Annotated in this window: 11 protein-coding genes; all 11 read left to right on the plus strand. The window is 71.5% G+C overall.

Annotation, left to right across the window (positions count from 1 at the left end; translation table 11 throughout):
• Positions 1-86 precede the first annotated feature (86 nt).
• The 11 genes from DEA06_RS06575 to DEA06_RS06625 all read left to right on the plus strand — a co-directional run bounded on the left by DEA06_RS06575 (position 87) and on the right by DEA06_RS06625 (position 22179).
• Entirely contained in the window at positions 87-680 is a 594-nt protein-coding gene (locus tag DEA06_RS06575; RefSeq protein WP_116647156.1) for a DNA-3-methyladenine glycosylase I, read from the plus strand.
• Between the two features lie 186 nt (positions 681-866).
• Entirely contained in the window at positions 867-2462 is a 1596-nt protein-coding gene (locus tag DEA06_RS06580) for a DEAD/DEAH box helicase (RefSeq protein WP_116647157.1), read from the plus strand.
• A gap of 192 nt (positions 2463-2654) precedes the next feature.
• The gene (locus tag DEA06_RS06585; RefSeq protein WP_116647158.1) at positions 2655-5018 is read left to right on the plus strand and encodes an excinuclease ABC subunit UvrA; all 2364 of its coding nucleotides are present in this window, start codon (positions 2655-2657) and stop codon (positions 5016-5018) included.
• A 150-nt stretch (positions 5019-5168) separates the two neighbouring features.
• Complete coding sequence (locus DEA06_RS06590) at positions 5169-11231, plus strand: Ig-like domain-containing protein (RefSeq protein WP_116647159.1); 6063 nt, start codon at positions 5169-5171, stop codon at positions 11229-11231.
• 32 nt (positions 11232-11263) lie between these two features.
• Entirely contained in the window at positions 11264-12238 is a 975-nt protein-coding gene (locus tag DEA06_RS06595) for a MoxR family ATPase (protein ID WP_116647160.1), read from the plus strand.
• A complete protein-coding gene (locus tag DEA06_RS06600; protein WP_116647161.1) occupies positions 12235-13494 on the plus strand; it encodes a DUF58 domain-containing protein in 1260 nt (419 codons plus the stop codon). The genes DEA06_RS06595 and DEA06_RS06600 overlap by 4 nt, the downstream gene beginning before the upstream one ends.
• Positions 13491-15881, plus strand: a complete 2391-nt coding sequence (locus DEA06_RS06605) for a transglutaminase-like domain-containing protein (RefSeq protein WP_116647162.1) — start codon at positions 13491-13493, stop codon at positions 15879-15881. The genes DEA06_RS06600 and DEA06_RS06605 overlap by 4 nt, the downstream gene beginning before the upstream one ends.
• Positions 15878-16723 (plus strand): protein phosphatase 2C domain-containing protein, encoded by an 846-nt coding sequence (locus DEA06_RS06610; RefSeq protein WP_116647163.1) that lies wholly within the window; start codon positions 15878-15880, stop codon positions 16721-16723. Before DEA06_RS06605 ends, DEA06_RS06610 begins: the two co-directional genes overlap by 4 nt.
• The gene (locus DEA06_RS06615) at positions 16720-18042 is read left to right on the plus strand and encodes an FHA domain-containing protein (protein WP_116647164.1); all 1323 of its coding nucleotides are present in this window, start codon (positions 16720-16722) and stop codon (positions 18040-18042) included. The genes DEA06_RS06610 and DEA06_RS06615 overlap by 4 nt, the downstream gene beginning before the upstream one ends.
• 13 nt (positions 18043-18055) lie before the next feature.
• Entirely contained in the window at positions 18056-19690 is a 1635-nt protein-coding gene (locus tag DEA06_RS06620; protein ID WP_116647165.1) for a serine/threonine-protein kinase, read from the plus strand.
• Positions 19691-19755: 65 nt separating this feature from the next.
• Positions 19756-22179, plus strand: a complete 2424-nt coding sequence (locus DEA06_RS06625; RefSeq protein ID WP_116647166.1) for an acyltransferase family protein — start codon at positions 19756-19758, stop codon at positions 22177-22179.
• Positions 22180-22241 lie beyond the last annotated feature (62 nt).

Consider the following 22241-nt stretch of genomic DNA (forward strand, 5'->3'; position numbering starts at 1 on the left):
TGCCGAGAGTTCCCGAACTTCCGGGCACTCTTGGCGGAAACGGGCACCCTCGGGCCGTGTCGTTGGCCGGGGCTAGGGTGGCGGGCGTGGACGAAGACGTGCGGGTCGGCAGCGACGGTGTCGCGCGCTGCGCGTGGGCGGGCGACGACGGCGAGTACCAGCGGTACCACGACGAGGAGTGGGGCACCCCGCTCCACGGCGATCGCGCGCTGTTCGAGAAGATGAGCCTCGAGGGGTTCCAGGCCGGCCTCAGCTGGATCACGATTCTGCGCAAGCGCCCGCGGTTCCGCGAGGTCTTCGCGGGGTTCGAGCCCCGCGCCGTGGCCGCGTTCGACGACAGCGACGTCGAGCGACTCATGAGCGACGCGGGCATCATCCGCAACCGCGCCAAGATCCTGGCCACGATCGCGAACGCGCGGCTCGTCGAGGCCATGGCGCCGGGCGAGCTCGACGCCTTCGTGTGGTCGTTCGCCCCGCAGCATCCGTCCGCGCCTCCCGCCACGTTCGCCGATGTGCCGGCGACGACGCCCGAGTCGGTCGCGCTGAGCACGGCGCTGCGCAGACGGGGGTTCCGCTTCGTCGGCCCGACCACGATGTACGCCCTCATGCAGTCGGGCGGAATGGTCGACGACCACGTGGCAGGATGCTGGCGCGCAGCGTCACTCGTCGCCGACCGCTAGACTGGAAGCACTGCGGAGCGAATTCTGCTCCCTGCGTCGTCGAACGCAGCGGCGATCCCGCCCTTGACTTTCTACGGCGAACGGATGCGTCGACCCGACGCCTTCGCCATTTTCTCGCTCGCGCTTCTCGTGCGCGGCGAACCTATCCCGGACTGCGTGCGTTCGCGCGTGCAGCCATGGAGACGCATGTCCATCGATACCCCCACCACTTCTCCCGCCACGTTCGCCGAGCTCGGGCTCCCCGCCCCGCTCGTGCGCGTGCTCGCGGAGCAGGGCAAGAACGAACCGTTCCCGATCCAGTCCGACACCCTCGTCGACACCCTCGCGGGTCGCGACGTGCTCGGTCGCGGCAAGACCGGCTCGGGCAAGACCCTCGCCTTCGCGCTGCCGCTCGTGGCCCGCCTCGGTGAGAACAAGACCGCGCGCAAGGCCCGCCGGCCCCGCGCCCTCGTGCTCGCTCCGACCCGCGAGCTCGCGAACCAGATCGACGCCGTCATCGCGCCGCTCGCCGCCGCCTACGGCATGAACACCACCACGATCTACGGCGGCGTCACGCAGTCGCGCCAGGTCGCCGCGATGAACGCCGGCGTCGACATCCTCGTCGCCTGCCCCGGTCGCCTCGAAGACCTCATGGGCCAGCGCTTCGTCTCGCTCGAAGACGTCGAGATCACCGTGCTCGACGAGGCCGACCACATGGCTGACCTCGGGTTCCTCCCCGTCGTCACCCGCATCCTCGACAAGACGCCGAAGAACGGGCAGCGGCTGCTCTTCTCGGCCACGCTCGACAACGGCGTGGACAAGCTCGTGCGCCGCTTCCTGCAGAACGAGGTTCTGCACTCGGTCGACGAGGCCACCTCGCACGTCGCGGCGATGACCCACCACGTCTTCGAGGCCGCCGACGCCGAGGCCAAGAAGCACCTGGTCAAGACCCTCGCATCGGGCTCGAGCCGCCGCATCCTCTTCACCCGCACGAAGCACCAGGCCAAGAAGCTCGCCCGCACCCTGACCGACGCGGGCATCCCGTCGGTCGACCTGCACGGCAACCTCTCGCAGCCGCAGCGCGACCGCAACCTCGCCGCGTTCAGCGCCGGAACCGCCCGCGTGCTCGTGGCGACCGACGTCGCCGCACGCGGTGTGCACGTCGATGACATCGCGCTCGTGGTGCACGTCGACCCGCCCGTCGAGCACAAGGCGTACCTGCACCGCTCGGGCCGCACGGCTCGGGCCGGCAGCGCGGGCGACGTCGTCACGGTGATGCTCCCCGAGCAGCGCCGCGACACGCAGGACATCCTGCGCAAGGCCGCCATCAAGGTGACCCCCACCCCCGTCACGCACACCTCGCCCCAGGTGACCGCGCTCGTCGGAGACGTCGCCGAGTACGTCACCCCCGCGCCCCGTCAGGAGCCCCCGCAGCAGGGTGGCGGCGGACGCTCGCAGGGCGCGAACGCGCAGCGCAAGCGCGCCGTCCGCTCCGGTGAGGCCCCCGCCGGACAGGGCGGCGGCCGTAGCCGCCGCGGCCGCGGTCAGGGCGGCGACGCCGCTCGCACCTCTTCCGACGCGCCCCGCGGCGCAGCATCCGGTCGCTCCGACTCGTCTGCCGGCCACGCCGGTCGCGGCGGCTCCGGCGGCGGACGCTCCGGCGGCTCCGGTCGCGGCGGCGCGGGTCTGAAGGGCGCGGGCGCGCAGCGTCCGGCCGCCGGTCGCTCTGCCAGCGGTGCCCCCACGACCGGCATGGTCGTCGGCTCGCGCAGCCCCCGCACCAACCGTCGCGCGCAGGGCTGACCTCGCGCGCTCGCACCGCTCACGCGGTGAGATGCCACAACACCCGGACGTGCAGCACGCTGCGTCCGGGTGTTGTGGCATGTGAACGGGGAAAACGCCGGGAGCGGATGCGGCGAACCGGTCACGAACCGAGAAGCACGGCGTCGGCGGGGTGCGTCACACTGTGGGGATAGGACGAACCCGGGAGATCCCATGGCCGCCGCATCCGAAGCATCCGTCCACGTCGCCGACGCGCATGAGGTGATCCGCGTGGTCGGCGCGCGTGAGAACAACCTCAAGAACGTCGACGTCGAGATCCCCAAGCGACGGCTGACGGTGTTCACGGGCGTGAGCGGGTCGGGCAAGTCGTCGCTCGTGTTCGGCACGATCGCGGCGGAGTCTCAGCGCCTCATCAACGAGACCTACCCCACCTTCGTGCAGCAGTTCATGGGGCAACTGTCGCGCCCCGATGTCGACGCGCTCGAAAATCTCAGCGCGACCATCCGCGTCGACCAGGAGCGCATGGGGGCCAATGCGCGCTCGACCGTCGGCACGGCGACCGACGTCCACGCGATGCTGCGCATGCTCTTCAGCCGACGGGGCACGCCGCACGTCGGTTCGCCTCAGGCGTTCTCGTTCAACGTGCCCTCGGTCAAGGGCGCGGGGGCGATCACGATCGGCACCGGACCGAACAAGGGCAGGAAAGAGCGCCGGTCGTTCGAGATCACCGGCGGCATGTGCCCGCGCTGCGAAGGGCTCGGCGAGGCCACCGCGATCGACCTCGACGAGCTCTACGACAAGACGCTCTCGCTCTCGGGCGGCGCGATCAAGGTGCCGGGGTACACCGCCGACGGGTGGATGGTGCGCGTGTTCAGCGAGTCGGGGTTCGTCGACGCCGACACGCCGATCCAGCACTACACCGAGCAGGAGCTCGCAGACTTCCTCTACAAAGAGCCGGTCAAGGTCAAGATCCAGAACACGAACATGACCTACGAGGGTCTCGTGCCGAAGATCACGAAGAGCATGCTGCAGAAAGACCGCGATGCGCTCCAGCCGCACGTGCGCGCGTTCGTCGAGCGCGCCGTGACATTTCGGGCCTGCCCCGAGTGCGGCGGCACCCGGCTGAACGAGGGCGCCCGGTCGTCGAAGATCGGCGGGGTGAACATCGCGGATGCTGCGGCGATGCAGATCACCGATCTCGCCGCCTGGCTGCGCACGGTCGACGCGCCCGAGGTCGCCCCGCTCATCCAGGGTCTGCGCGAGACGGTCGACTCCTTCGTCGACATCGGCCTCGGCTACCTCTCACTCGACCGCGCGAGCGGCACGCTCTCGGGCGGCGAGGCGCAGCGCACGAAGATGATCCGTCACCTCGGCTCGAGCCTGACCGACGTCACCTACGTCTTCGACGAGCCCACGGCGGGCCTTCATCCGCACGACATCGAGCGCATGAATGCGCTGCTCCAGCAGCTGCGCGACAAGGGCAATACCGTTCTGGTCGTCGAGCACAAGCCCGAGGTCATCGCCATCGCCGATCACGTGATCGACCTCGGCCCGGGTGCAGGCCGGGCCGGCGGCGAGATCCAGTACGCCGGCGACCTCGCCGGTCTCCGCGCCTCCGACACCCTGACCGGGCGGCACCTCGACCATCGCGCGCAGCTGAAGCCCTCGACGCGGGCACGGAAGGGGGCGCTCGAGATCCGCGGCGCCACCCAGCACAACCTGAAGAACGTCGACGTCGACGTGCCGCTCGGGGTGCTGACGGTCGTCACCGGAGTGGCCGGCTCGGGCAAGTCATCGCTCATCCACGGGCACCTGCCGCGCTTGGACGACGTGGTGGTCGTCGACCAAACGGCGATCAAGGGGTCGCGGCGCAGCAGCCCGGCGACCTACACGGGTCTGCTCGATACGATCCGTGCCGCCTTCGCCAAGGCGAACGGCGTGAAGCCGGGCCTGTTCTCGGCGAACTCCGAGGGCGCCTGCGTCGCGTGCAAGGGGCTCGGGGTCATCATCACCGATCTGGGGTTCCAGTCCACGGTCGAGACGCTCTGCGAGGTGTGCGAGGGCAGCGGCTTCTCGGATGAGGTGCTGGAGTACACCCTGGAGGGCAAGAACATCGCCGAGGTGCTCGACATGTCGGTGGGTGAAGCCGCCGAGTTCTTCCCGAAAGGGCCCGCACAGGTGACGCTCGCGCGCCTCATCGACGTCGGACTCGGCTACATCACCCTCGGCCAGGCTCTCAACTCGCTATCGGGCGGCGAGCGGCAGCGCCTGAAGCTCGCCATCAACATGGCGAAGAAGGGCGCGGTGTACGTGCTCGACGAGCCGACCACGGGCCTGCACCTGGCCGACGTCGACAACCTGCTCTCGCTGCTCGACCGGCTGGTCGACGCCGGCAACAGCGTGATCGTCATCGAGCACCACCAGGCGGTGATGGCTCACGGCGACTGGATCATCGACATCGGCCCCGGCGCCGGCCGCGACGGGGGAGAGGTCGTGTTCGAGGGCACACCCGCCGATCTCGTCGCCGCGGGGAAGACGCTCACGGGAAGGCACCTGCGTCAGTACGTCGGTGCCTGAGCGATTACCACGCCGCGCGGAGGCATGACAAGGAGTCGCCCTCGGTTCCCCGGCGTCGATGTCGGAGGTTAGGCTGTCCGGGCACATCACCGCCCGCGCTCCTCTGCGGGCCGCAGAGTCTTTTTCAGGCCCCCGGGGGAGGACGCCGCCATGAGATCTTTCGCATGGCTCCGCCGACGACGCCGCGCCATCGCGTCCGCGAGCATCGTCACGGTGTCGGCGGTCGCGATCGCGACCCTGGCGGTGGTCTACGAGGGCAACCCGACCACCGAGGTGGATCTCCACGACGGCGGCGTCTGGATCACCAAGCAGTCCTCGCTCATGGTCGGCCACTTCAACCACGAGTCACGCGTGCTCGACGGAGGCTTCCGCGCCGGCAGCGACGACTACGACGTCGCCCAGAACGGCTCGACGGTGCTCGTCACCGACGAGCAGAGTGTGACCACGGTCGACCCGGCGATGGTCGTGCTGACCGACTCCGCCGACATCCCCGCCGGCGCCAAGGCCGTGCTGGGCGGCTCGACTCTCGCGGTGCTCGACCCCTCGTCCGGCTCCGCGTGGGTCCTGCCGTCGGCGGGGGTGTCCGGATTCACGGTCGAGGGCACCGAGCCCACGATCGAGCTCGGCGAGGGCGCCGACATCACGGTCGGACAGGATGGCACGGTCTACGCCGTCTCGCCCGAGTCGCGCGAGATCGTCACCGTGCCGCTCGACGACGCCGGTGAGCCCGGCGACCCGCAGCGACGGGGTCTGGACGGGATCGAAGCCGACGCCGAGCTCACGGTCACGGTCGTCGGCACGACCGCCGCCGTCCTCGACGAGAGAACGGGCACGGTCTACACCTCGGGCGGCACCCGCACGGAGGTGCCCCGCGCAGGCACGGCCGTGCTTCAGCAGCCGTCGCCGGCGGCGACGTCGGTGACGGTGGCGACCGCGACACAGCTCGTGAGCGTGCCGCTCGACGGATCCGAACCGGTCGAGACCGATGCAGGCGGCGACGGCACGCCCGCGGCTCCCGTCTTCCTCGGCGGCTGCACCTACGGCGCCTGGGGCGGGTCGGCCCGGTTCGTCCGCGACTGCTCCGACGAGTCCAACGACCTCGCGGTCGACATCGAAGACATCGATCCGACCGCTCAGCTGACGTTCCGTCAGAACCGCGACGTCGTGGTGCTCAACGACATCATCGGCGGCGCGGCGTGGATGGCCAGCGACAGCATGCAGCGCGTCGACAACTGGGAGGACATCACTCCCCCTGAGGGCGACTCCGAGGAGGACGAGCAGACCACCGAGCAGACGGTGGAGACGACGCTGCCCGAGCGCACCGAGAACAACACCCCGCCCGTCGCGACGGACGACGACTTCGGGGTGCGCCCGGGTCGCACGACGGTGCTGCCCGTGCTCGACAACGACACCGATGCCGACGGCGACGTGCTCACTGTGACCCTGCCCAACGGCAGCCCCGGGCTCGGCAACGTGCAGCCGATCAACAACGGCGCAGCCCTCCAGATCGCCGTGCCCGAAGACGCCTCGGGAAGCGATTCCTTCGTCTACCAGATCGACGACGGTCGGGGCGGCACCGACACCGCGACGGTGCGGCTCGACGTGCACGGCTGGGAGATCAACTCGCCCCCCGTGCAGAAGCGGGTCACCGCGGTCGTGGTGGAGGCCGGTGCGGCGGTGTCGTACAACGTGCTGCCCGACTGGACCGACCCCGACGGCGACGAGGTGTTCCTTCGCAGCGTCACTCCCGACGGCGGCGATGAGGCCGACTTCACGTCCGACGGGCGCATCTCCTATCGCGCCATCGGCGGCGCTCAGGGGCGCAAAGACGTGCCGATCGTCGTTTCCGACGGCACCGACGTCGGCGAGGGCGTTCTCCGGGTCGACATCCGTCCGCCCGGGTCGACCGTGCCCGTCACGAACGCCGACCACGTCGTCGTCCGCGTCGGCCAGACGGCGACGGTCGCACCGCTGACGAACGACACCAGTTCCAGTCGTGAGCCGTTGCGCCTCACTCGCGTCGACGAGGTCGCCGGCGCCGAGATCGTCCCCGACTTCGCGAACAAGACATTCACGTTCCGCTCCAACGCCCCCGGCACCTACTACGCGCAGTACCTCGTGTCGTCGGGCGCGAACGCCGTACCCGGCCTGGTGCGCGTCGACGTGCTCCCCGACGCGGACACCGATCTCCCGCCGATCGCCGTCCGCGACGTCGCTCTCCTCACGAGCGGCGCCGACGTGCTCGTGAACGTGCTCGCCAACGACATCGACCCCTCCGGCGGCATCCTCGTCGTGCAGTCGGTGACCGTCGACCCGAACAGCGGAATCTCGGTCGCCGTGCTCAACCACGAGACGCTGCGCATCACCGATCAGGCGGCGCTCGGCGAGCAGACGCGCATCGGCTACCGCATCTCGAACGGGTCGCAGACCGCCGAGGGCGAGGTGGTCGTGATCCCCGTGCCCGCGCCCGAGCAGCTCGAGCCGCCCGTCGCCAACGACGACCAGGCGGTCGTCCGCGCGGGCGACATCGTGACCATCCCCGTGCTCGACAACGACACGCATCCGAACAGCGACACGATGCACGTGGCTCCCGACCTCGTCGAGCCCCTCCCGACGCCCGAGCAGGGGCAGATCTTCGTCTCGCAGGACACCGTGCGCTTCCGCGCGAGCGATCAGCCGGGCACGGTCTACGCGACCTACGAGGCGGTCGACTCCACGGGGCAGAAGGACGCCGGGTACATCACCATCCAGGTGCTCCCGGCGAACCTCGAGACGAACCAGGCGCCGCGTCCGCGCGACATCACCTCGCGCGTGCTCAGCGGCTCCGAGGTGCGCATCGCCGTGCCGCTCGACGGTCTCGACCCCGACGGCGACTCCGTCGAGCTCGTCGGCCTCGACTCCGCGCCGACGAAGGGGCGCGTCTCCGAGACGGGCGCGAACTTCCTCGTCTACCAGGCCTTCGACGACGAGACCGGGGCCGACGCCTTCACCTATCGGGTGCGCGACCGCGGCGGGGCGGAGGCGACCGCGTCGATCCGCGTGGGAATCGCTCCGACCGAGGTGACGAACCAGGCGCCGTATGCGGTGAAGGACTCCGTCATCATGCGCCCGGGGCGCGAAGTCGCCGTGCCGGTGCTGGCGAACGACTCCGACCCCGAGGGCGACGCGATCTCGCTCATCAGCAACGGTCTGATCCTCCCCGAGGTCGACGGCATCCAGGCGAGGGTCGTGGGAGACCGCGTCGTCGTCACGTCGCCGAACGAGCCGATGGAGACCTCGCTCCAGTACACGATCCGCGACGCCCGCGGTGCCGAGGCGCGCGCGGTGCTGCAGGTGACGGTCGCCGATGACGTGCCGTTGCAGCGACCCATCGCCCGCGACGACCGGGTGCGCGCGCAGGACGTGCAGGAAGACGAGTTCGTCGACCTCGACGTGCTCGCGAACGACGAAGACCCCGACGGCACGACAGACGCCCTGCGCATCACCGTCGACGGCTCGGCGACCGTCAACGCCGACGGCATCGTGCGCATCCCGATCCTCGACGAAGCCCAGCTGCTCACCTACTCGTTGACGGACCAGGACGACCTGACGGCCTCGGCCTTCATCTTCGTGCCCGCGCTCAGCGATCTGCCGCCGACGCTCATCTCGACCGAGGGCATCGAGGTGCAAAGCGGTGAGACGGTCGACGTTCCTCTCGCCGACCATGTGCGCGCCGCGGGAGGGCGCACGGTCGTGATCACCGAGGCGGCGAAGGTCGCCGCATCCCACGCCGACGGGTCCGACCTCGTCAAGGATCAGACGACCCTGACCTACACGTCGGCGGCCGGATATTTCGGTCAGGACGCCATCACCTTCGAGGTCACCGACGGCACCGGGCCCGACGACCCGGAGGGGCGCAAGGCCACGCTGACCCTCCCGGTGACCGTGCTCCCGCCCGACAACCAGCAGCCGACGTTCGTGAACGGCCAGATGGATGTCGCGCCGGGGGAGGACCCCACGGGCCTCGACCTGCGGGCGCTCACGACCGATCCTGACGAGGGCGACCTCGACGGGATGCAGTACTCCATCGTCGGCGGTGCGCCGTCGGGCTTCAGCGCCTCGGTCGACGGGCAGACCCTCCGCGTCGGCACCGACTCCGGCACGCCCAAAGGCACCACGGTCGATGTGCGCCTGCGCATCGACGACGGCGAGACCGAGCCGATCGAGGGCACCGTGACGGTGCGGGTGACCGCCTCCACTCGTCCGCTCGCGACCGCCAACGACGACATCGTGCCGCAGTCCGACCAGGGCAAGACGATCACCGTGCCCGTGCTGGCGAACGACTTCAACCCGTTCCCCGAGACGGCGTTGAAACTGACCTCGGCCGTCCCCGAGACGGGCAGCGGCACGGCCGATCTCGCCGGTGACCAGGTGGCCGTCACCCCGGCGGCCGACTTCTTCGGCACCATGGTGGTTCGCTACCGGATTCAGGATGCGACGGGCGACCCCGACCGCGAGGTCGAGGGCCGCATCCGCCTCACGGTGCAGGGCAAGCCCAACGCTCCCGGTACGCCGACGGTGTCGAGCGTGCAGGACCGCACGGTCGTGCTGTCGTGGACGCCGCCGGCGAACAACGGCGCCGACATCACCGGATACACGGTGACCTCCACCTCGGGCGCGTACACGAAGCAGTGCGCCTCGACGACGTGCACGCTCGACGGCCTCACCAACAACGTCGAGTACAACTTCGTGGTCACCGCCACGAACCGCGTCGGCGAATCCGACCCGTCGGCGCCGTCGGCCGTCGCCCGTCCCGATGCCCGCCCCGACACCCCGCAGCCCCCGACCCTCACGTTCGGTGACAGATCGCTCGAGGTCGCGTGGGTCACCCCGTCGACCCCCGGCTCGCCGGTCGAGTCGTTCACGCTCGAGATCTCGCCCGCCCCTCCGTCGGGACTCACGCAGCGGGCGGGCCTGACTGGCAACACCGTGGTGTGGGATGGTCTGGAGAACGGCACGAACTACCAGGTGCGCGTGCGCGCCCACAACCGCGCGCCCGAGCCCTCGAGCTGGAGTGGCTACTCGGCGGGCGAGGTTCCGGCCGGGCCCCCGTCGGCCGCCTCGGCGCCGACGACCCAGCGGCTCCAGCCCGTCGGGAACCAGGCTCAGATGCAGGTCACCTGGAACGCTCCCGCCTCGAACGGCGACGCGATCAGCGGCTACCGCCTGAACGTGATCCGCGGCGGTTCCGTCATCAACACGATCTCGGTCCCCGCGGGTCAGACCTCGCAGGCCGTCGCGGTCGATCCGAACCAGACCGACTACACGTTCACCGTCGCGGCGAAGAACAAGGCCGGATGGGGCGCCGACAGTTCTCCGTCGGCACCACGACGTGCCTTCGTCGCGCCCGGGCAGCCGACCGGGGTCTCCGCGGCGACGCCGACCAACGACAGCGCGATCGTCGTGTCGTACACGCCGGGCTCGACGAACGGTGCCAACAGTTCGTCGGTGAAGTACCAGTACAACGTCGGCGGCGGATGGCGCGCGGACTGGGACGGCTCGCGCATCACTGCGGGGATCTCCAACGGCACCCAGTACACGGTGCAGGTGCGCGCGGTGACGACCCAGGACGGCGCGACGTACGAGGGCGCTGCTTCCGCCGCATCCAACGCCGCGACTCCGTACGGACCCGTCAACCAACCGGGCGCGAACGCCGAACGTGCCGGCCAGTCGGTGCGCGTGTCGTGGAGCCCGCCCGCGGAGAACGGACGCCCCATCAACCGGCTGGAGATCCGCATCGACGGCGGCAACTGGGAGAACGTCGGCCCGGGCGGCGGGTCGCGCAACGTCGGCAACGGCTACGACCAGACCCACTCGATCACCGTTCGCGCGATCGACTCGGAGGGCAAGATCAGCCCCGAGAAGTCGGCGTCCGCGTCCACCGAACCCAAGCCCCAGCCGCGGGCCTGGGTGACGAAGGGCTCGTCGGCGCAGGGGCAGACCAACTGCACGTCGTCGTCGTGCGCCTACCTGGTGCTCAACACGAAAGACTTCCCCGCCGGCACGTACACGGTCTCCTGCGTCAACAGTCGGGAGGGCCGGTTCACCAGCGGCAAGTCCTACCGCATCGAGGCCACCGCGAGCATGCAGCTCACCTGCTACTTCGGCTACCCGGGCGAGCAGGCGTGGGTGCAGATCGACGGATTCGGCGAATCCGAACGCCAGACCTGGTAGCGCGAGAAGACAACGAGAAGGACACGACACCGATGACCATGACACCCGAGCAGGCCGCGTGGTTCGAGAGCACCTTCACGAGGCTCGTCGACAACGTCGACCACGCCCTGATGGGAAAGCGCGACGTCGTCGGGCTGGTGCTGGCCGCGATGCTCGCCGAAGGCCACGTGCTGCTGGAAGATGCGCCGGGTACCGGCAAGACGAGCCTCGCCAAGGCGCTCGCGGCGACCGTGCAGGGAACGAGCCAGCGCATCCAGTTCACCCCCGACCTGCTGCCCTCCGACGTCACCGGCGTCACGATCTACGACCAGGGCACGCACAAATTCGAGTTCCACAAGGGGCCGATCTTCGCCTCGATCGTGCTCGCCGACGAGATCAACCGCGCCTCGCCCAAGACGCAGTCGGCCCTTCTCGAGGTCATGGAGGAGTCGCGCGTGACGGTCGACGGCGTCACCCACGAGGTGGGCCGGCCGTTCCTCGTCATCGCGACGCAGAACCCCATCGAGCAGGCGGGCACTTACAAGCTGCCCGAGGCGCAGCTCGACCGCTTCCTCATCAAGACCTCCATCGGCTATCCCGACCTCGACGTCACCGAGCGCATCCTCGCCGGTGCCGCCGACCGCAACCCCTCCGCCGCGCTGACGCCGATCATCACGACGAACGCCGTGGGCGACATGGCCGACCTCGCCGCCTCCGTCCACGTCGAGCCCGCGGTGCTCCGCTACACGGCGCAGCTGGCCGAAGCCACCCGCACCGACCCGGCCACCCGGGTCGGCGTCTCGGTGCGCGGCGCGATCGCGATGATCCGTCTCGCGAAGGTGTGGGCCGCGGCATCCGGTCGTCATTACGTCATCCCCGACGACGTGAAGCTGCTCGTCGAGCCTGCCTGGACCCACCGCCTCGTGCTCGACCCCGAGGCCGAGTTCGCCGGCACGACCGCCGGCTCCGTCATCTCGCGCGTGCTCGAGGCGGTCGCAGCTCCGCAGGCGAGGTCTGCCGCCGCATGACGACGGAGTCGCTCGGGTCGACCGTCCCCGCCGGGACGACCCGCACGGCCCTGCGGGAGGTCGCAGCTCCCCTCGCCGCACGCGCCCTGCGCCGTGCCCGCGGCATCCTGCGCGTCGCACGGCCTCTCGCGTGGGTGCTGCTGGCGACGGCGGTCGTGCTGTTCGTCGCCGGCCGCATCCTCGGGTGGCAGGAGCTGGTGATCGCCGCGGTGGTCGTGGCGACAGTGCTCGTCCTGTGCACGTTCTTCCTCATCGGCCGCACCGACTACGACGTGGGGCTCGACCTGAACCGCACGCGCGTCGTCGTGGGCGAGCGCGCGGTCGGCGCGCTGTCGCTCGCGAACACCGGCACGCGGGCGATCCTGCCCTCGCGCATCGTGCTCCCCGTCGGCGCGGGCCGCGGCGAGTTCGCCGTGCGGCGGCTCGCCCCCGGCGACGAGGCGGAGGAGATCTTCGCCATCCCCACGCAGCGCCGCGCGGTGCTGAAGGTCGGGCCCGTCAGCGTGGTGCGCGGCGACCCCCTCGGGCTGTTCGAGCGCGTCCAGCGCCGCGACGAGCCCGTCGACCTCTTCGTGCACCCGAAGACCGTTCTCTTCGACGGGCAGTCGCTCGGTTTCCTCCGCGACCTCGAGGGCATGCCCGCGACCGATCTGTCGCGCGACGACGTGTCGTTCCACGCCCTCCGCCAGTACGAGCCGGGCGATGACCGCCGTCACGTGCACTGGAAGTCGACCGCCCGCACCGGCGACCTCATGGTGCGCCAGTACGAGGAGACGCGCCGCTCGCACTTCGTCATCGGGCTGTCGCGGCATCCGTCCGATTACCGCGACCCCGAGGAGTTCGAGCTCGCCGTCTCGGCGGCCGGTTCGCTCGGGCTGCGCGCGCTGCGCGACTCGCAGCGCGTCGACGTGCGCTCGCAGGGGGGCGCGATCGCGGCCGAGAGCGGCAAGCGCTTCCTCGATTCGCTCTCGGGCCTGGTCTACTCGCGCCCGCGAGAGGTCGACGTGGTCGGGCTTGCCGGCCTCATCGCCTCCACCCTGCCCCTGGCGAGCATCGTCGTGCTGGTGTGCGGGAGCACGGTGGATGCGGCGCGCCTGCGCGTCGCGTGCAGCCGGCTGCCCTTCGGAGCTCGGGTGCTCGCGGTGGTCGCCGAGACCGGGGCGTCGCCGTCGCTGCGGCGCATCGCCGAGGCCGACGTCGTGACGGTCGGAACCCTCGACCAGCTGCCGGTGGCTCTGCGGAAGGTGCTCGGATGAGTGCGCTGACCGCCCGCCGCTGGGCGCTCGATCTCGCCGCGACGGCGGCGCTGCTCGCGGTGCCCATCATCGGGTTCGCTCCGACGTTCGACAGCCCGGTGTACCTCGTGGCCGCGGTCGGTGGTGCCCTGCTGGGGCTGGCGGTCGCGGCCGTCGGGGCGTGGCGTCGTTTCGGCGTACTGCTGATGGCGGCGCTCACGATCGGCGTCTACTTCGTCTTCGGCGCCGCCCTCGCTCTGCCGCACACCGCGATCCTCGGGGTCATCCCCTCGATCGACACGCTCGCCCAGCTGGGCGCGGGGGTCGTCACGTCGTGGAAGGCCCTGCTGACGACGGTCGCGCCCGTGGCCGCATCCGACGGGCACCTGCTCGTGCCCTACCTCATGTCGCTCATCGCCGGTGTGTCGACGGCGAGCCTCGCGCTGCGCGCCCGCCCGCCGGCGTGGGCACTGATCCCCGCGGCCGCGTTCCTCGCCGCGCAGATCGCCCTCGGCACCGCGCAGCCCGCCGCGCCCCTGGTGCAAGGACTCGTCTTCGCGATCGTCGCGATCGCCTGGCTCGCGGTGCGTCAGGCCTGGCAGCCCGCGCGCGCCGCGATCTCGATCGGCGAGGAGGGCGAGCCCGCGTCGTCGGGCGTGGCCACCCGCCGGCTCGTCGCCGGCGCCGTCGTGCTGGCCGTGGCCGCCTCGGCCGGTGTCGCCACGAGCGCGCTCGCCGCGGCGAACGAACCCCGCTACGTGCTGCGCGACGTGGTCATCCCGCCCTTCGACATCCGCCAGTACCCGAGCCCCCTCCAGTCGTTCCGCGCGTACGTGCGCGACTTCCCCGACGAACCGCTCTTCAGCGCGACCGGACTCCCTGAGGACGCTCGCATCCGTCTGGCCACCATGGACGCCTACGACGGCACCGTGCTGAACGTCGCCGACGACAGCGGCGCCGGCTCGTCGAGCGCCTTCTCGCCGGTGCGGGGCAATATGTCGCCCGAGGCGACCGGTACGCCCGTGACGATCCACGTCGAGGTCGACGCCCTCGACACCGTGTGGCTTCCCGATGCCGGGCAGATGACGTCGGTGGCCTTCGAGGGCGACCGCGCGGAAGACCTGCGCCGCAGCGCCTATTACAACGACGCCACCGGCACGGCGGTCGTCACGGCCGGGGTGCAGCGCGGCGTCGCCTACACGTTCGACGCGCTGCTGCCGGCGACACCGAGCGACGAGCAGCTCGCCGACGCCGATTTCGCGCCCGTGCGCATGCCCGATCAAGACGACGTCCCCACCGAGTTCGCCGAGATCGCCTCCGACATGGTCGCCGATGCGAACACGCCGATCGAGCAGGCCCGGGCCCTGCAGCAGAGCCTGTCGCAGGACGGTTTCTTCAGCCATGGCCTCGAGGGCCAGGTGCTCTCCCGCGCGGGCCACGGCGCCGAGCGCCTCACCACGCTCCTGGGCGGGCAGCAGATGATCGGCGACGACGAGCAGTACGCCGTCGCGATGGCGCTCCTCGCGGGCCAGTTGGGCATGCCCGCCCGCGTCGTCATGGGCTTCTACCCCGACGAGGATCAGGCCGGGCCGGTCTTCACCGCGACCGGCGACACCCTCCACGCCTGGGTCGAGATCGCCTTCGACGGGTTCGGGTGGGTGCCGTTCGATCCCACCCCGCCCGAAGACCAGGTTCCCAACGACCAGACGACCAAGCCGCGCGCCGATCCGAAGCCGCAGGTGCTGCAGCCGCCGCCGCCCGAGCAGCAGCCCGTGGACCTGCCGCCGACGGTGCCGGATGAGCGCGGCTCGGAAGACGAAGAGAACACCATCGCGAGCCTCATCGGGTTCATCCTGCTGATCATCCTGATCGTGCTCCTCGTCGTCGCTCTCCTGCTCGCTCCGTTCGTCGTCATCGGCGGGCTCAAGAGGGCGCGCCGCCGTCAGCGTCTGTCGGCCGACAGGTCGGCCGACCGCATCAGCGGCGGGTGGGACGAACTGCTCGACCGGTCGTCCGACTACGGCACCCCGGTGCGCCCGGGCGGAACCCGCACGGAGGACGCCGTCGTGGTGGGCACCGCCTTCGCCGCACCGCAGGTGAGCACGCTCGCGCGCCGCGCCGACGCCGACGTGTTCGGCCCTCGCGACCCGTCGCCCGAAGAGGTCGAGGAGTTCTGGCGCGAGGTCGACGGCATCGTCGGCGATATGCGCCAGCGGGCGGGATTCTGGCGCAGGCTCCGCGCGCTGCTCGACGTGCGCTCGCTCCTCGCGGGCACCCGGTTCGCGCTGCCGGAGCGACGTCGAGGCCGTGCGCCCCGGAGCGACGCGGATGCGGCGCCCGAGCCCGTCGACGCTGATGCGGCCGATGCCGATGCCGACGGCGCTGCGACCGACGGAGCGCGGTCGTGACCGCGGGTCCGGTGACGCTGGCCTGGGGTGCGGCGACCGACGTCGGGCTCCGTCGATCGCTCAACGAAGACAGCCACCTCGCCGCGCCGCCGCTGTTCCTCGTCGCCGACGGCATGGGCGGGCACCAGGCGGGCGAAGTGGCCAGTGCCACCGTCATCGAGGAGTTCGCGCGCCTCGTCGGGCGCCCCAGCCTCACCGTCGACGACGTGCAGTCGAGCGTCGCGGAGGCGCGTCGTCGCGTCGACGCGCTGCCCGAGGGCGGCGGCGCGGGTGCCGGTACGACGCTCGCCGGGGTGGTCGTGGCCGACATCGACGGCGACGGGTACTGGCTGGCGGTGAACCTCGGCGACTCACGCACCTACCGGTTGAGCGAGGGAGTGCTCGAGCAGGTGAGCGTCGACCACTCGGTCGTGCAGGAGCTCGTCGACGCCGGGGAGCTCGACGCGGCCGCGGCGGCGGTCGATTCGCGACGCAATGTCATCACGCGTGCGCTGGGGGCCGGCAGCGACAGCGAGCCCGACTATTGGCTGCTGCCCGCCGAGGAGGGCGACCGCCTCCTCATCTGCTCCGACGGCCTGCCCACCGAGCTCGACGACGCGCGCATCGACCAGATCCTCCGCTCCGAGCAGCATCCGCAGACCGCCGCCGACCGCCTCGTGCGCGAGGCCGTGGCCGCGGGCGGCCGCGACAACGTCACGGTGCTCGTCGTCGACGCGCTCGATGTGCGGGCCCGCGAACGCCGAGACGCCACGGCGACCATCCCCGTCGCGGAGTTCGGCGAGGATGGGGAGGAAGACACCCTGCCCCGGGTGCGAACGCGCGACGAGGGAGAACGCTCATGACCGAGGTCCGTTACGCGCCAGGCACGCTTCGCGTCGTCGTCGCCGGTCGCGGTGTCGCCGTCCTCGGCGACGGGACGACGGATGCGGCGACCCTCGCCATTCGCGACCGGCTCGTCGCCGGTGAGGGCTTCGGTGCCGTGGTCGACGTGTTGGCGGCCGGTGGGTCGCTCTCCGCGCTTCCCGCGTTCGTCGTGGTCGTCGACGAGGACGACGTCTGGCGCGTGAGCGCGCGCGGCGACCTCTCGGCCACTGTCACGACGTCGTCGGGAACCGAGACCGTCGACGGGACGACCGCCTCGACCTGGTTTGAGCGCAGCATCCGCGATGTCTCGCGCCTCGAGATCGGCGATGCCGGGTCGACGATCCTTCCGATCACCGATGGCGTCGTGCTGGCGTCGGCCGTTGTGGTCTCGGCTCGCGCGTTCGACCGCGAGAGCCCGGCCGTCGCCGCACCCGAGCACCCGGCTCCCGCCGACTCGTACCGGCCCGTCGAACCCGTGCAGCCGCACAGCGTCGACGAGGTGCTCGACGTCGCGCATGAGCCGGCGGATGAGGTGCGCGGGCTCGAACTCCCCGCCGCCGATCCCGAACTCCCGCCCGTCGTGCCCGCGCTCCCGGCCGCCGAGGAGGGCATGCTCATCGACTCGATCCCGCCGTTCATCCGCGGCGATGCGCTGCCGGTGCGACCCGCACCCGTGGTGGCGAAGAAGCCGACCGCGAGCGCTCCCGCGGTGCCGGCGGCCCCTCTCGACGATGTCGAGGCGACGACGGTGATCGGCAGGGGAGAGCGTGACGTCGTCGCCGGGCCCGCCCCCACCCCCGCACTCCCCACCGACACGGGCGCGCCGGCCCCCGGTGACCACGACGGTGAGACGCTCTCGCTCGAACAGGCCCGCCGATTGCGTGCCGGCGGAGGACTCCCCGTCCCGCCGCCCGCTCCCGCCATTCCCCCGGTGCCGCCGCCGCCCCCGACCGGACCGATCGGCCGGCTGCGGCTGTCGACCGGGCAGGTCGTGCCGCTCGATCGCACCGTCATCATCGGGCGGCGGCCGAAGTCGGCCCGTGCCTCCGGTGCCGACCTGCCGCACCTCATCGGCGTCGACAGCCCGCAGCAAGACATCTCGCGCAACCACGTCGAGGTGCGCGCGGAGGGCGACAGCATCCTTGCCGTCGACCTGCAGACCACGAACGGCACGACCCTGCGGCGGCAGGGGTCGGCGCCCACGCGCCTGCACCCCGGCGAGGCGACCATGCTCGTTCCGGGTGACGTGCTCGACCTCGGCGACGGTGTGACGGTGCTCGTCGAGGCACTGTCGTGACGAGGACCCCGTCGTGAGCGGTCGTCGCGCACCCCAGGCGCCCCCCGAGCTCGCCGGATTCACCCCCGTCGAACTCCTGGGCTCCGGCGGCTTCGCCGACGTCTTCCTCTACCAGCAGCAGCTTCCGCGCCGCCGGGTGGCGGTCAAAGTGCTGCTGCCCGACCGCTTGGCGACGGGATCGATCGACGAGTTCACGGCCGAGGCGAACGTCATGGCGATGCTCTCGACGCATCCGGCGATCGTCACGATCTACCAGGCCGGTGTCGCCGAGGACGGGCGCCCGTACCTCGTCATGGAGTACTGCCCGAAACCGAACCTGCAGGTGCGGTACCGGGCCGAGCTCTTCTCCGTCGCCGAAGCCCTCCGCATCGGCGTGCAGGTCGGCGCGGCGGTGGAGACCGCGCACCGCGCCGGTGTGCTGCACCGAGACATCAAGCCCGCGAACATCCTCGTCACCGAGTACAACCGCCCGGCCCTCACCGACTTCGGCATCGCCTCGGCAGCCGGAGCCGGCGACGCGGGAGGTCTGTCGATCCCGTGGTCGCCGCCGGAGGTCGTCGCCGAGAAGCCGACGAGCGACGCGCGCTCCGACGTCTGGTCGCTGGGGGCCACCGTCTACAGCCTGCTCGTCGGGCGTTCGCCGTTCGAGCTCCCCGGGCAGCGCAACAGCGGTGTCGAACTCATCACCCGCATCGAGTCGGCGCCCCTCGCGCCGATCGGTCGCTCGGACGTGCCCCCGTCTCTGCAACGGGTGCTGCAGCGCGCGATGTCGAAATCGCCGGCCGACCGCTATCCGACGGCTCTGGAGTTCGCCCGGGCGTTGCAGAAGGTGCAGATCGAACTCGCGCACTCGGTCACCCCCATCGACATCCTCGACGACGGCGCCCCGGCCGGTGTCGTGGACGACGCCGACGACGGACTCACCCGCGTGCGTGGCGTGGTGAGCATCGACCCCGCCCCCGCTCCCGTGCCGGCCCCGTCCGCGCCCGAGCAGTGGGCGCCCGACGACGCGACCCGGCGCTCACGTCGTGAGGCCGCGGCCCCGCCACGCTCCGGCGACGGCGACGCCACGGTCGTGCGTGTGGCGGCGATCGACCCGCTGCCGGCCGGTCCGTCGCGGTTCGAGACGGTGCCGCCGCCGTCCGCCGCGCAGACGGCGGCGCCCGCGGCACCCCCGTTGCCTCCGACGAGTGCGACGGCCGCGGCATCCGCGCCCCCCGTGGCGGCCCGGTCGAAGCGTGGACTCTGGTTCGCACTCGGGGCCGCCGCGTTCGTGGTCGTCGTCGGGGTGATCCTCGCGCTCTCGCTGCCGGCCGTGCTCGGCGGCCCGGCCGCGCCCACGCCCGAGGCCTCCCCCTCTGACCGGCCGATCGACGTGGTGCCCGTCGCGCCCGGTGCCCCCGAAGGACTCGCCGGCTCCGCCGGTCCTGACGGCGTCACCTTCACGTGGACGAACCCCGCCGCCGAGGACGGCGACGAGTACCTCTGGGGGGTCGTTGCGCGTGACGGCTCCGAACCCGTGCTCGAACGCACGGCCGAGACGAGCGTGACGGTCGCCGCCGACCCCTCGGGGACGACCTGCATCCAGGTGCTCACGCGCCGTGCCAATGGCCAGGCCTCCGCACCCAGCACGGCCTGCACGAGCTGACGCGGGAGCGATCCCGCTCCTCGGTCCGCGTCACTACACTGGCATTCGGCTTCCCCGGATACACAGTGACTTCCCACACCAGCACCTCTTCCTCTTCTCGCACGCCCGTCCGACGCGACCTTCAGGGTCTGCGAGCACTCGCCGTCGTCGCCGTCGTGCTCGCCCACCTGATCGGCTGGCCCCGCGGCGGGTTCGCGGGTGTCGACGTGTTCTTCGTGATCTCGGGGTTCCTGATCACCGGTCTGCTGCTCCGCGAACTCGCGGCGACGGGGCGCATCTCGCTCCGCGACTTCTTCGCGCGGCGTGTCCGCCGCATCCTGCCCGCCGCCGTGGTCGTGCTGGCCGCGGTCGTGATCGTCGCCTTCGTCGTCTTCAACCGCACGCGGGCCGACCGCACGCTGTTCGACGCGCTCGCCGCCCTCGCTCTCGTGGCCAACTGGCGGTTCGCCGCCGAGGGCACCGACTACTTCCACGCGGCCGACGCCGTCTCTCCGCTGCAGCATTTCTGGACGCTGTCGGTCGAAGAGCAGTTCTACCTCGTCTGGCCGGCTCTGCTGGTTCTGCTCGTGCTGTTCCTCCCGGTCGCGGCGAGGCGGACGGGTGCGGCGCGCGCCGTGGTCGGGGTCGCCGCGGCCGCGATCGTCGTCGTGTCGGGGGGATGGGCGATGGTGCAGACGGCGGGGGATCCCACCGTCGCCTACTTCTCGACGGCGACCCGCGCGTGGGAGCTGGCGATCGGCGCGCTCCTGGCCGTCGCCGTGCCCGCGCTGGCACGCATCCCCGCTGCCGTCCGCTGGATGCTGGGGTGGTTCGGCGCGGCGGGCGTGGTGTGGTCGTTCCTGATCGTCGACCCCGACACGATGCCCTTCCCCGCGCCCTGGGCTGCGCTCCCGGTGGCGGCTGCCGTGCTGGTCATCGCGGGCGGCGTCGGCGGCGACCCCCGTCAGCGTCACCTCTTCCCCCTGACGAACCCCGTCAGCGTGTTCGTCGGCGACATCTCGTACTCGCTGTACCTCTGGCACTTCCCCGTCATCGTCTTCGCCGCGGTGCTCCTGCCGGTCGGGGCGGAGTCGACGCTCATCGTCGTGACGACGATCGTCGTGCTCACGGCGAGCGGGTACTTCCTCGTCGAACAGCCCCTGCACCGCTCGCCGTGGTTGCGCGGGACGGCGGTGGATGCTGCTCCCGCGCCGTCCGCTGTCGAGCCCGACGCCGTGTCGCCGGCCGTCGAGCCCGAGGCGGCACCGGTCATCGCGCGCCTGCCGTCGACGCGTCCCGAGGGGTGGACCCCGGGAACGCGGTACTACCCCGGCTCGCGCCCGCGCCCGGCCGCCCGGCTCGCGATCGAATCGGGGGCGTCACCGGAGGCCCACCTCGCACGACCTCCGATCGTGGAGCCCCCGCGCGCGCCGGAGACGGTGGCGCGCGCCGTCGTCGCAGCATCCGCGTCGTCTGATCCCGGCACACCGCCCACCTCCTCCGCGTGGGCGCAGTGGCGTGCGCGTTTTCGACCGCAGTTCGGCCTGGGCGCGGCCGGACTCGCGATCGGTGCGGGCGTGGTCGTGCTGATGACGATGGTGACCTTCGGCTCGCCCACGATCGCCCCGATCGCTCCCGTACCCGCCGACACTGTCGCGGCTCCGGCGGACGACCCCGTTGCGACCGTGCAGGCCGAGCTCGCCGCGGCGGTGTCGGCGACGCAGTGGCCGGCGCTGCGGCCGTCGCTCGACGAGGTGATGCAACGCTCATCCAGCGCCAACCCCGCGCGCGACTGCTTCTCGCCCGACAGCGGCATCGAGCTCGGGCGCTGCACCTGGGGCGACGGCGGTGCGCCCCGGCACATGTACCTCGTGGGCGACTCGAGCGCCATGGCCTACGCGCCCGCGTTCAAGAAGCTGGCCGAGGAGAGCGGCGGTCAGTGGCGCGTCACGACGGTCGGCCTGTACGGATGCCGCTTCACCGACGTGCTCGTGCAGAACGACGGCGCGGGCGTGATGGCCGCGTGCCCGCAGCGCAAGGTCGACGTGCGCGCCATGATCGCGGCCGACCCGGCCGACCTCGTGGTCGTCTCGAACGCCTACACCCTCGCCCACACGATCGACGGGCGCAACCTCTCGGCCGGCGACCTCCTCCGCGCCTCGCGGGCGGAAGTCGGTGCGTACGGTGCGGCCGGGCGCACCGTGTATCTGGCCCCGCCGCCGAGGGGCGGTGACCTGTCGCGCTGTTACTCGCCGCTGTCGGCTCCCGCGAACTGCACCACGGCCGTCGACCCGACGTGGAACGACATGCAGGCCGCCGCCGAGGCCGTCGCCGCCGAGACGGGCGACCACGCCATCGCATCTCTCGACTTCAGCTGCGTCGACGGGGTGTGCCCGGCCTTCGCGGGCGGCATGCCGATCCGCTACGACGAATCGCACCTGACGGTCGCGTACGCCGAGCACATCGTGCCCGTGCTGCGCGCCGACCTCTCCGCCACCGGGCTCTTCTAGCCGCGGCGCTCACGTCGCTTCGATCGACCGTGCGTTCGGGAGGAGATGTGCGTTCCGGAGGG

Source organism: Microbacterium sp. Gd 4-13 (assembly GCF_003095395.1).
Taxonomy (GTDB): domain Bacteria; phylum Actinomycetota; class Actinomycetes; order Actinomycetales; family Microbacteriaceae; genus Microbacterium.